The following is a 12,560-nucleotide window of genomic DNA, read 5'->3' as shown; positions in this document are numbered from 1 at the left end:
TAAAAGAGGCATGATTGTTTCATCATGCCTCTGAAATATGTTGAATGATTGTTTGAATTGCTTCTTTTCCATTATATTTTTTTAGAACTGTTTTATACACTTCATTATTTTGATTTAATTCTTCGACATGCTTTATAAGAGATTTCACAGTCACATCTTCTTCATACAATACGGAAGCATATCCTTGTCTCTCAAAAGACTCTGCATTTAGTATTTGATCTCCACGACTTGCAAATTTCGATAGTGGAATTAAAACCATCGGCTTTTGCAATGTTAAAAACTCAAAAATGGCATTAGAGCCCGCACGTGAAATAACAAAATCTGTTATGGCTAATATATCTGGCAGTTCTCCGTGTACATACTCAAATTGTTTATATCCTTCTTTATTTTGTAAACTATCATCAAGATTACCTTTTCCGCAAAGGTGAACAATTTGATATTTTTTCAGAAGTTCTGGTAACGCTTCTCGAACCGTTTCATTAATTTTTTTTGCGCCCAAACTTCCTCCCATGATTGTAATAACTGGCTTTTTACGTGAAAAACCTAAAAATGCTAAACCTTTTTCACGATTTCCCTTTAGTACTTCTTCACGTACAGGAGATCCTGTATAAATTACTTTTTCTTTCGGTAAATGTTTCGCAGCTTCTTCAAATGTAACAAATATTTTCGAAGCGAAACGGAGCGCAATTTTGTTTGCTAGTCCTGGCGTCATATCAGATTCATGTAATAAAACTGGTACCCTGTTTAACCATCCGCCTATTACGACTGGTACAGATACGAAACCACCTTTTGAAAAAATCACATCTGGTTTTAGTTTTCGAATCCTTACATACGCGTCCATAACACCCTTCATCACAAGAAAAGGATCTTTTATATTTTTTAAATCAAAATAACGGCGTAGCTTTCCGCTCGCAATACTATAGTACGGAATGCCTTCCTTTTCTATAATCGTTTTCTCAATTCCTTGATGAGAACCAATATAAGAAATATCCCAATTTTGTTCTTGTAAATGTGGAATGATGGCTAAATTAGGTGTTACATGCCCTGCCGAACCGCCACCTGTAAAGACTATTTTTTTCATACGTCTCCCCCTTCTAGACTATAATACACTAAAATATCTTGCCTCGGGGTGAGAAAATACTATAGCCGTTACAGACGCTTCTGGCTCCATCATAAATCCTTCCGTTATTGAAATACCTATTTCCTCTGGATGAATTAAGCGAAATAACTTTTCTTGATCTGCGAGTTCTGGACATGCTGGATAACCGAAGGACACTCGTATCCCTCTATATTTCGTACGGAAGCGTTCTTCCATCGTCAATTCTGGCGAATCTGGAATCCCCCAGCGATCGCGAATGAGCATATGTGTTTTTTCAGCAAGTCCTTCTGCTAGTTCGAGCGCTAACGATTGAATAGCATGACTGCGTAAATAATCACCTTTCGCCTTCCACTCTTCAGCAATGTCACGAACACCTTCTCCAACCGTAACAGATAGGAAAGCAACATAGTCCATCTCATCTCCAACTGGGCGTAAATAGTCACCTAAAGTACGATATGGTGCTTTTCCTTGTCTTGGGAATGTGAAACGCTCTATAACACGCGTATGATCTTCTGGATCATATATTACAATATTCTGTCCGTCGCTTTGCGCTGGGAAAAATTGATACACTGCTTTCGGTTTTAACCAAGATTGTCCTTCCTGCAATAATTCATCTATTAAATCATTTAATTCATGCGCTCTTTTATCTCCCTCTCGCAAAAGTTTCTTCACACTTCCCTTTAGGCCAAGGTGATGTCCAAGCAGCATTTGTCTATTTAGAAATGGCGCGAGATGTGAAACAGGAACATCTCTTAATACAATTCGTTTTGTTGAATCCGGCACGATAACCTCAGCCTTCGGCAATGGCTCAATTACTGCTGGAATTTCTACTTTCTTCTCTTCTTTTGTTACGATATGAAGATGACGTTCTTTTTTATCCTGCTTCATCTTCTCACGCTCTTCTTCTTTTTGAAGCTTATTAATAATATCCAGCCCCGTCATCGCATCACTCGCATAACATACGAGCCCTTTATAAGATGGCGAAATGCGATTATCTGTAAACTTTCTCGTTAACGCTGCCCCACCTACAACAATTGGAATATCAATATCCGCCGCTTTTAAATCTTCAGCAGTCGTTACCATTTGTTGAGCCGATTTTACTAATAAACCAGAAAGACCTATAATATCAGGCTTCTTTTCTTGTACTTCTTGCACAATTCGATCCGAGCGAACATTAATTCCTAAATTAATAATCTCATATCCGTTATTTGCTAAAATAATTTCAACGAGATTTTTCCCAATATCATGCACATCACCTTTTACAGTTGCTAATAATACTTTCCCTTTTTTCGCACTATCACTAGATTCCATATGTGGCTCTAAATAACTTACAGCAGCTTTCATACTTTCAGCACTTTGCAATACTTCAGCAACGATAAGCTCATTATTATTAAATAATCGTCCTACCTCATCCATTCCTGTCATAAGTGGGCCATTAATAATATCCAAAGGTTTTCTTCCTTCTGTAAGTGCGAGACTTAAATCTTCGTGTAAACCTTGTTTCGTACCTTCTACAATGTAATTTGCGAGCCTTTCATCAAGTGTTAATGTTTCTTGGACAACAACATCTTTCTTTTTTGCCACGCGATAGAAGTTTGTAAATTTTTCTAACGTCTCTTGCGTCGTTTCAAAAAGCAATGCATCTGCAAGGCGTTTTTCTTCATCAGGAATTGACGCATAGCGCTCTAATTTTTCCGTATTTACAATCGCGTAATCTAACCCTGCTTTCGTTGCATGATATAAAAAGACGGAATTTAACACTTCGCGACCAGCTGGTGGTAAACCAAATGATATGTTACTTACACCTAAAATCGTTAAACACTCTGGTAATGCTTCTTTAATAAGGCGAATCCCTTCTATCGTCGCAGCCGCCGAGCCAATATACTCTTCATCACCTGTCCCTACAGGAAATACAAGTGCATCAAAAATAATATCTGATGGGCGTATACCATATTTCGTCGTCAATAACTCATAACTTCTTTTCGCAATTTCTAGTTTTCTTTCCGCACTTACTGCCATTCCATCTTCATCGATTGTTCCAACTACAATTGCAGCACCATATTTACGAAGAAGCGGTGTCACTTTTTTAAATCGCTCTTCTCCATCTTCTAAATTAATTGAATTAATAACAGCTTTCCCTTGAATATAAGTAAGAGCTCGCTCCATCACATGTTCATCTGTTGAGTCAATCATAATCGGTACTTTTAACACTTTCGTAACTTCTGCCAAGAAGTTTTCCATATCTTCTATTTCATCGCGGTCCGGGTCTGCCATACAAATATCAATAATATGAGCATTTTTCTTCACTTGCGCTCTAGCGATTTCAGCAGCCTCTTCAAATTTCCCTTCTGCTACTAATCTTTTAAATTTACGTGATCCAATAACATTTGTTCTTTCACCAACAAATAACGGTCTCATAGAGTCATCATATTGCAGTGCCTCTAATCCACTAACCCCATGTCCCGCTCTCTCTTGCTGTTCACGAGGTTTAAGAGACGTTAATACGGATTTCATTGCTTTTATATGTTCTGGTGTTGTACCACAACAACCACCGATAATATTAACCCATCCTTCTTCTGCAAATCGCTTCACTTTCTCGGCAAGCGAGGATGGAGATTCATGATAATGTCCATCTTCATCAGGAAGACCTGCATTTGGATAACAAGAAATGTAACACTCCGATAAATCAGATAGAGAACGAATATGGTCTCTCATAAACTCCGGACCAGTCGCACAGTTTAATCCAACAGATAATGGCTTCATATGTTCTACCGATAAGTAAAAAGCCTCAATTGTTTGCCCAGCTAGAGTCGTCCCCATCGGTTCAATCGTTCCCGAAATCATGATAGGTACAACTGTATTTAGTTCATCAAAAGCCGCTTGAATTCCAATATAAGCAGCCTTCACGTTACGCATATCTTGACTCGTCTCAACGAGTAATACATCCACTTCTCCTTTCAACAATCCTCTTGCCTGCCGTGTATAAGCTTCAATTAATTCTTCAAACGTTACACCACCAGTAACACTAATCGCTTTCGTTGTCGGTCCCATTGCTCCCGCAACATATACTTCCTTCCCGCTTTCTTCGACTGCTTGCTTCGCTAAAAGCGCTGCCTTCTCATTTAGCTCCTCGTCTAAATGAGATAACTCATAATCACTTAGTACAATATTGGTTGCCCCAAATGTATTTGTTTCAATAATATCCGCTCCAGCTTCAATATAGGCTTTATGAATCTTTAAAATAACATCTGGTCTTGTTTCTACTAAATACTCATTACACCCTTCGTACTCCTCTCCTCCGAAATCTTCCGCAGTTAAGTCCTCTTGCTGGATCATTGTTCCCATTGCACCATCTAATATTAAGATGTTATTTTGTAATTTTTCTTCTATACATTTCATCAATTAATACCTTCTTTCACTTCTTGCTTTTCTCTCACATATTTAACAAGATGTTCTGTAATTTCATATTTTAAAAATGGTGTAATAAGATAAATGCCGTTAAAGTATTTCATCGCCGCATCGATTAATTCTTGAGAAATACGAATCCCTTCCTCAATTGCTGCCTCTTTCGTTTCATGTCCATCCATTCTCTCTCTTACTGCTTCAGGTAAAGTAATACCGGGCACCTCAAAATGAAGAAAATCTGCATTCCGTTTACTTATTAATGGCATAATTCCAATAAAAATAGGTTGTTCTAAATGCTTTGTCGCTTCATACACTTCTTCAATTAACGCGATATCATAGATTGGCTGCGTTAAGAAATATTCTGCTCCAGCATCTATTTTCCGTTCCATTCGCTTAACCGCTGCTTTTAAATGTCTTACATGCGGGTTAAATGCACCGCCCACAGAAAACCTTGTTGCCGGTCCAATGGATTTCCCTAAAACGGAACGCCCATCGTTCATTTCTTTAATCATTTTAATGAGCTCGATAGAGGACAAATCATATACAGAAGTGGCACCTGGAAAATCACCAACGCGCGCTGGATCTCCAGTTAAAGCTAACACTTCTTCCATGCCTAACGCTGATAATCCTAGTAAATGAGATTGTAGTCCGATGACGTTATGGTCTCTACATGTTAAGTGCGTCAATACCGGAATATCATGCTTCGTTAATAATGCTCCCATTGCCATATTCGAGATACGGGGCGATGCTAATGAATTATCTGCTAGAGTAATAGCATCTGCTCCAGCTCTTTTCAATGCTCTTGCGCCTTCAAAAAACCGCTGCGTATCTAACGTTTTTGGTGGATCTAATTCCACTACTACGGTCGTTTGTTTTTTTGCTTTCTCTGCTAAAGTGACATGAGCTTTTGAACGTTTCTCATGTGTATGAACTACTTTCGGTCTTTGAACCGTATCCTTTTCTATTACAGGCGTAACATTTAGAGTAGCACGTTTCATACTTTCAATATGTTCTGGAGTCGTGCCACAACAACCGCCCAATAACCGAATACCTTGCTCAATAAATTTCGGTGTCATCGCTTCAAAATAAGCTGGACTTCCCTCATATACGTATCGTCCCTCTACATAATTTGGGAGACCTGCATTTGGATATGCTGACAAGTAACCATTTTTCGGAATCGATATCATTTTAAGAGCTTCCGTCATATGAAGTGGCCCTAGTTGGCAGTTCAATCCAACAACATTTGCACCGTAATCTAAAAGCTGTTTTAATATTTCATTTACATCATTTCCATTTTGAGTCGTACCCGCCTCATGTAACGCCAATTGCGCTACAATTGGAATATTTGTTTCTTTTCGTAACACCTGGACAGCATGAAGTAATTCAAACTCATCATAAAAAGTCTCTAATAGCAGTCCATCAACCTGTTCTTCTAATAATGCACTTGCCTGTTCCAGTAACATAAATTCTCGCTCCATATCAGTTGTCTTAACCGCCCCGATATGTTTCATACCACCAATTGTGCCTAAAATTGCATTTCTATCTGTAACAGATGCTTTCGCCAGTTTTACTGCCGCTCTATTAATTTCAGTAACTTGATTTTCTAATCCATACATACGTAATTTCGCTTCATTTGCTCCGTACGTATTTGTTTGAATCACATCTGCCCCAGCCGCTACATATTGCTTATGAATCGATATAATTAAATCTGGATCAGATATATTCAATTCTTCAAAACTACTTTGCAAACCATGTGAATGTAATAACGTCCCAACCGCACCATCACCTATTACAATTCCTTTTGATAATAAATCTAGTAATTTCACAAATCTCCCTCATTTCTATCAATATAAAAACCCCCTCTTCACTTTGAAGAGGGGGACATAATCGATCCTCCTCTTATTATGCAAAACATTCGTTTTGCAGGTATTAGCACCGTTTCAAACATTTCGTTTGAAGGTTGCCGGGTTTCACAGGGCCTTTCCCTCCACCGCTCTCAATAAGAGTTTGTCTTTATTATTTTATTTATGTAGCTAAAAGGAAATGCGTTCCCCTTTTAACAATGTTTGTTAATTTTTTTATAAATTTAGCACGCACAAATACAAAAGTCAATGACACTTGCGGAAAAATAAAAATTATTTAAAATAAAGTTGCAATTCAATTATCTTTTGTTGTAAAGTTAAAAACATAATAAAATTTCATACGAACATTCTTATCTAGAGAGGTAGAGGGACTGGCCCTATGACGCCTCAGCAACCATTAACATTTGTTAATAAGGTGCTAATTCCAGCAAATTGTGAAAGATTTGACAGATGAGAAGAAGACTCTATTCAAACCGAAAGCCTTCTTCTTAGAAGGCTTTTTTATTTTATATTCAACTAATGGTTCAATTTAAAAAGGAGGAATTTTCACATGTCAACTATCGAAACAAAATTAGCGCAAATCGGAAACCGGAGTGAAACTACAACAGGAACTGTTAATCCACCTGTTTATTTTTCAACTGCTTATCGTCACGAAGGAATTGGTAAATCTACTGGATTTGATTATTCACGAACTGGAAATCCAACGCGCGGCCTATTAGAACAGGCAATCGCAGACTTAGAATGCGGTGAACAAGGTTATGCCTGTAGTTCAGGGATGGCAGCCGTTCTTCTTGTCCTTTCCCTATTCCGCTCTGGAGACGAACTTATTGTTTCCGAAGATTTATACGGTGGCACTTATCGATTATTTGCTGAGCACGAAAAAAAGTGGAACGTTCGATGTAGATACGTAAATACACAATCTATTAAACAAATTGAGCAAGCCATCACAACGAAAACGAAGGCTATTTTCATAGAAACTCCAACTAATCCATTAATGCAAGTTACCGATATTGCCGCTGTTGCAACTGTAGCGAAAAGACACGGACTACTTCTTATTGTAGACAACACATTCTACACACCTTATATACAGCAGCCATTAACAGAAGGTGCCGATATCGTACTTCATAGTGCAACGAAATATTTAGGTGGTCATAACGATGTACTAAGCGGACTTGTCGTTGCAAAAGGAAAGGAACTTTGTGAGGAAATCGCTCATTATCATAATGCCTCTGGTGCAGTCTTAAGTCCATTTGACTCATGGCTATTAATTCGTGGTATGAAAACGTTAGCGCTTCGCATGAGACAACATGAAGAAAATGCAAAAGCAGTTGTTGCTTATTTAAATGATGAGGATGGGGTGACAGATGTATTTTATCCTGGAAGAGGCGGCATGATCTCGTTTCGTCTGAAAGATGAAACATGGATTAATCCATTCTTACAATCTTTATCCTTAATTACATTTGCTGAAAGTCTCGGTGGTGTTGAAAGTTTAATGACATATCCAGCAACACAAACACACGCTGATATTCCTGAAGAAATTAGAACAGCAAACGGTGTATGTAATCGTCTTCTTCGATTTTCCGTTGGTATTGAAAATAGTAACGATTTAATTCAAGACTTAAAGCAAGCCATTAAACTTGTAAAAGAAGGTGTAAGAATATGAGTTATTCTATAGATACACTCTTACTGCACAACCAATATAAACATGACTCGCAAACAGGAGCTGTTAACGTTCCCATCTATAACACATCAACATTTCACCAATTTGATGTAGATACGTTCGGGAAATATGACTATAGCAGGTCAGGCAATCCAACTCGTGAAGCTCTTGAAGACATCATTGCTTTATTAGAAGGCGGAACAAAAGGATTTGCCTTCGCATCAGGAATTGCAGCGATTTCTACTGCATTCCTCCTCCTTTCACAAGGTGATCACGTACTCATTTCAGAAGACGTATACGGAGGAACTTATCGAATGATAACTGAAGTTCTCTCCCGTTACGGTGTTTCACATACATTTGTTGATATGACCAATTTAGAAGAAATAAAGCAAAACATTAAGCCAAATACAAAACTCTTTTATGTAGAAACACCTTCCAATCCACTTTTAAAAGTGACAGATATTCGTGCTGTTTCTAAACTTGCAAAATCTATTGGCGCCCTTACTTTTGTTGATAATACATTTTTGACACCACTATTCCAGAAACCACTTGACCTTGGCGCTGATGTCGTTCTTCATAGTGCCACAAAATTCATTGCCGGTCATAGTGATGTTACTGCCGGATTAGCAGTTGTAAAAGATACCGACCTCGCTCAAAAACTTGGCTTTTTACAAAATTCATTCGGCGCTATTCTAGGCCCGCAAGATTGTTCTCTCGTACTTCGTGGTCTAAAAACATTGCATGTACGTCTTGAGCATTCAGCTGCTAATGCCAATAAAATTGCACACTATTTACAAGAGCACGCTAAAGTTCAAAATGTCTATTATCCAGGATTACAAACACATCTTGGATTTAACATTCAACAATCTCAAGCTACATCAGCAGGAGCTGTCCTATCTTTCACTTTACAATCAGAAGACGCACTTCGCCAATTTTTATCAAAAGTAAAATTACCTGTCTTTGCGGTTAGTTTAGGGGCTGTCGAATCGATCCTTTCCTACCCAGCTAAAATGTCACATGCAGCACTATCGCAAGAAGCTCGTGATGAAAGAGGGATTTCAAATTCATTACTTCGGCTATCCGTCGGTCTTGAAAATGTTGACGATTTAATATCCGATTTTGAAAATGCCCTTTCTTATGTAGAAGAGCCTGTAAATGCATAGAAAGCAGAGAAGATATGAAATTAAGTTATCATATCTTCTTTTTTACGCTGATAAGTATATTTGTCAACCCTTCGTATAATTCATAAAAAAAATGACAGATCACTATCTATTTCCAAGTAATGAATTAATTGATATATTAAGAAGTAAAAAAGGGGCAAAAATAATGGATACATGTGCAGATGTTTTAATCGTTATCGATTTACAAAATGGAGTATGTTATAGTGAGGAGCATTTATTTAATTTACAAAATTTACTTACAAAAGTAAATAAAAGAATTTCTTCATACAGAAAATCAAATAAACCCATTCTTTTCGTTCAACATTGTGACGATGATTTAGTACCTGAAAAAGACCTTTGGGCTATTCATTCAGATTTAGATGTTCAAAAACAAGATTTTTTTGTAAGAAAAACACATGCCAATTCTTTTTATAACACAAACTTGAAAGAGATTTTAGATCAATTATCTGTACATCGTATTGAATTTTGTGGTGCCCAAACAGAGTACTGTATGGATACCACGATTAAATTTGCCCATGGACTAGGGTACGAAAACTTCATGTTCCAGAAAGCAACCTCTACGTTAAATAATCCATTTATGTCCGCAAAAGAGACAATTGATTTTTATGAAAATATATGGAACCACAGATTTTTAAAATTGATGAAAGATGAAATCTAGAATACATAACTAACGTCTTGGTAATTCTAAGATGTATCAGCTATATTCAAACATTTCATTTTCACCATAAAGAAGCTGACTACATTCGGCTTCTTTTCTTTTAACCTGTTTTATATTCTATATATAACATTATAATTCCTTTGTCATATTATTTTAAAAATTTCGTATATTCATTTGAAAGAATAAGAAAATCATGATAAAATTGTGTTACAAATATATCTATATCTTTCAATTTTTAAAACGCATCGAAATTTTCACCCAAAAATGTCATTTTACAAAACCGTGCTAAATTATCTACTTTATTTACATCAGGGTCTCTTTTCTTACAATTTCTTTACTTTAGGAATGTTTTTCTGCAACAACTGTTTTCTTTTCTTTAATTTTTTGGTATGTATAGTATGGTATAACAGCTCACACGGAGGTGGAAAAGAACATGTTAGAAACCTTTCAAAAAGAAATAGAACTATATGAAAGCAATGCAGAATTATTGAAAGTACTTGCTCATCCTGTTCGCTTATGTATTGTAAAAGGATTAATTGAACGCGGTCCAAGCAACGTTTCTACAATGTACACTGGCTTAAACATGCCACAATCTACAATTTCACAGCATTTAGCAAAGTTAAAAAGTGCTAAAATCGTTTCAAGTGAAAGAAAAGGATTGGAAATTTATTACAAAGTAGAAAACGAGACAATTATTCAACTCGTTCGCGTATTATTGGGTTAGGGACTCATAGACAGAGAAAAAGGACGTATTTTATATTTTTCATCTCATATCTTTAATATAAATATATATCATGAGAGGAAATATATGATGCTACATAAGTCGTATTAAAAAACAAGACACAGAACTATGCTGTGTCTTGTTTTTTATATTTTCAAATACCGATCCAAGTGTAACTGTTGCATATGTTTCGTATGTATAACAACATCACATGCACTCCCTAATCCTCCGCTCAAAATCATAGAATGAACTGCACGATTTTGTTTTTGAATTTCAGAAAAAGGATCCCGATCTTGATGATTCGTAAGCAGCTCTAGTATTCCTGCTGCTAACAAAAACTCAGATTGTTTCTTATGCCATACCATATTCATACCTTGCAGGCTAAACATTTCTTTCAGTTCGTCCCAATGAATATGAGTAGTAAGATCCATTTCACCTGGATACGCTAAAGGATTACGAATTAACTTATGCTCGTAATATCCTCGTAAACTACCTTCTTGATGTGCAGGATGCATCCATTCTTCTTTTGTATATCCATAATCAACTGTAATACATACACCTCGTTGAAACCATTTCGCAATTTCTTTTATATATTCTTCCATCGCAATTGGCACTTCAAAACGCTGGCCTTCAGCGAGATGAATATTATATTTCAATAAGTATCGACCAATTCTTTTATGTAACGGCCTACATACTTCTGCAAGTTTCCCTTCCTCTGTGTACGTAACACGTACTTCATACAATATTCCATTTCTCTTCTCAATTACTTCAACAGGAAATGCATCAAATAACTCATTCGAAAAAAGAATCCCCTCGAACGATTCTCCCATTTCACTATGCGACGTATAATATGACACATTAGAAAACGAACAAAGAGTCTTTTGCTGCAATTTTCTATGAAAAGGGCTCATTTCAATTATCGAATAGTTTAAATCAATAAAGGTTTCCGGTGATAATTGCTTCCATTCTTGTAAAACATCATAGGCAAACCTTCCTGTCCCCCCACCAATCTCACAAATATGTGGAGCAACTTCACCATTTTCAACAAGACGAATAAAAAACTTAGCAAAAGTTTTTGCAAACACAGAGGATACGTTGCTACTTGTAAAAAAATCCCCTTGTCTTCCTATTTTTTCACGTTCTTTCATATAATATCCATGTTCCTCTGCATATAATGCGAGGTTCATATATGTACTGTATGAAATTGAATAATCCTTTTCTTTTTCCATCCATTCTTTTAAAATGAGCTCCATCCCCATACTAGCTCCTTACTGTAAAAATGGATTATTTTCTTTTTCAAAACCAATGCTTGTTTCTGGACCATGTCCACATAACACCGCTGTTTCATCAGGTAATACAAATAATTTCTCTTCAATACTTCCAATCAACTCTGCAAAACTTCCACCAGGTAAATCTGTTCTTCCAATACTCATTTGGAATAATACATCTCCAGAAAATACAGCATTCGCCTCTTTACAGTAATAAGAAATACTACCTGGAGAATGTCCTGGTGTCTCAAAAATTTCAAAGTTAAATGAACCAATTGCTAATGCACCTTCTGCATCAATAATATGATCTGCTGTTTTTGCTGTAATGCTGCGATTCATCATAAAGATTTGAGAACCATTTACAGTTGCATCGCCTAACCAATCTGCTTCTTCTTTATGTACGTACACAGGAATATGAAAAGCGTCTCTTACCGCATCAACAGCACCAATATGATCAAAGTGAGCATGTGTTAATAAAACAGCCAGTGGCTTTAATTGTTCTTCTTGTAAATATGTAACGAGCTTCTCTCCTTCATGACCAGGATCAAAGATAATACACTCATTTTGCTCATTCGTTAAAATATAAGCATTTGTTTGTAATGGGCCTAACGGCATTTGTATCCATTTCATATGAAAATCTCCTCCAATTATTAAACTTACTTTCAATGATACAACATTTTTTTCTCTTAGGAAAAGAAAGGATGCT

General features: G+C 36.6%; 9 protein-coding genes and 2 riboswitches. Of the genes, 4 read left to right on the top strand and 5 right to left on the bottom strand.

Translation table 11 applies throughout. The annotated features are described in order from the left end of the window. Positions 1 to 22: 22 nt before the first annotated feature. The 3 genes from murG to QCI73_RS06295 are packed head-to-tail and all read right to left on the bottom strand — an operon-like array spanning position 23 to position 6,330. Complete coding sequence (gene murG / locus QCI73_RS06305) at positions 23 to 1,081, bottom strand: undecaprenyldiphospho-muramoylpentapeptide beta-N-acetylglucosaminyltransferase (protein ID WP_353822659.1); 1,059 nt, start codon at positions 1,079 to 1,081, stop codon at positions 23 to 25. 18 nt (positions 1,082 to 1,099) lie between these two features. Then, positions 1,100 to 4,498 (bottom strand): methionine synthase, encoded by a 3,399-nt coding sequence (gene metH, locus QCI73_RS06300; protein ID WP_353822658.1) that lies wholly within the window; start codon positions 4,496 to 4,498, stop codon positions 1,100 to 1,102. Further along, entirely contained in the window at positions 4,498 to 6,330 is a 1,833-nt protein-coding gene (locus tag QCI73_RS06295; RefSeq protein ID WP_353822657.1) for a bifunctional homocysteine S-methyltransferase/methylenetetrahydrofolate reductase, read from the bottom strand. Before QCI73_RS06295 ends, metH begins: the two co-directional genes overlap by 1 nt. A gap of 70 nt (positions 6,331 to 6,400) precedes the next feature. Further along, a riboswitch (SAM riboswitch) is annotated at positions 6,401 to 6,510 on the bottom strand. A 203-nt stretch (positions 6,511 to 6,713) separates the two neighbouring features. Then, positions 6,714 to 6,823: riboswitch (SAM riboswitch) on the top strand. A 93-nt stretch (positions 6,824 to 6,916) separates the two neighbouring features. Here QCI73_RS06295 and metI point away from each other — a divergent pair. The 4 genes from metI to QCI73_RS06275 all read left to right on the top strand — a co-directional run bounded on the left by metI (position 6,917) and on the right by QCI73_RS06275 (position 10,589). Next, positions 6,917 to 8,029 carry a cystathionine gamma-synthase/O-acetylhomoserine thiolyase gene (gene metI / locus QCI73_RS06290; RefSeq protein ID WP_327922496.1) on the top strand — a complete coding sequence of 371 codons (1,113 nt, stop codon included), beginning with the start codon at positions 6,917 to 6,919 and terminating at the stop codon, positions 8,027 to 8,029. Continuing rightward, complete coding sequence (gene metC / locus QCI73_RS06285; RefSeq protein ID WP_000122291.1) at positions 8,026 to 9,189, top strand: cystathionine beta-lyase; 1,164 nt, start codon at positions 8,026 to 8,028, stop codon at positions 9,187 to 9,189. The genes metI and metC overlap by 4 nt, the downstream gene beginning before the upstream one ends. A 163-nt stretch (positions 9,190 to 9,352) precedes the next feature. Continuing rightward, positions 9,353 to 9,865: a cysteine hydrolase family protein gene (locus tag QCI73_RS06280; protein WP_316149253.1), complete on the top strand. Its 513-nt coding sequence runs from the start codon at positions 9,353 to 9,355 to the stop codon at positions 9,863 to 9,865. Between the two features lie 433 nt (positions 9,866 to 10,298). Then, positions 10,299 to 10,589: an ArsR/SmtB family transcription factor gene (locus QCI73_RS06275; protein ID WP_000894375.1), complete on the top strand. Its 291-nt coding sequence runs from the start codon at positions 10,299 to 10,301 to the stop codon at positions 10,587 to 10,589. A gap of 143 nt (positions 10,590 to 10,732) precedes the next feature. On the opposite strand, the gene QCI73_RS06270 is transcribed toward QCI73_RS06275, so the two are convergent. Both QCI73_RS06270 and QCI73_RS06265 read right to left on the bottom strand, forming a co-directional pair. Then, a complete protein-coding gene (locus tag QCI73_RS06270) occupies positions 10,733 to 11,845 on the bottom strand; it encodes a class I SAM-dependent methyltransferase (RefSeq protein WP_000525121.1) in 1,113 nt (370 codons plus the stop codon). A gap of 9 nt (positions 11,846 to 11,854) precedes the next feature. After that, positions 11,855 to 12,484, bottom strand: a complete 630-nt coding sequence (locus QCI73_RS06265; RefSeq protein ID WP_353822656.1) for an MBL fold metallo-hydrolase — start codon at positions 12,482 to 12,484, stop codon at positions 11,855 to 11,857. Between the last annotated feature and the right edge of the window lie 76 nt (positions 12,485 to 12,560).

Origin of the sequence: Bacillus cereus group sp. MG16 (assembly GCF_040459875.1) — a bacterium.
In the GTDB taxonomy this organism is placed as follows: Bacteria; Bacillota; Bacilli; order Bacillales; family Bacillaceae_G; genus Bacillus_A; species Bacillus_A paranthracis.
The sequence above is the reverse complement of the archived record's forward strand: the minus strand, read 5'-3'. Positions and strand labels throughout refer to the sequence as shown.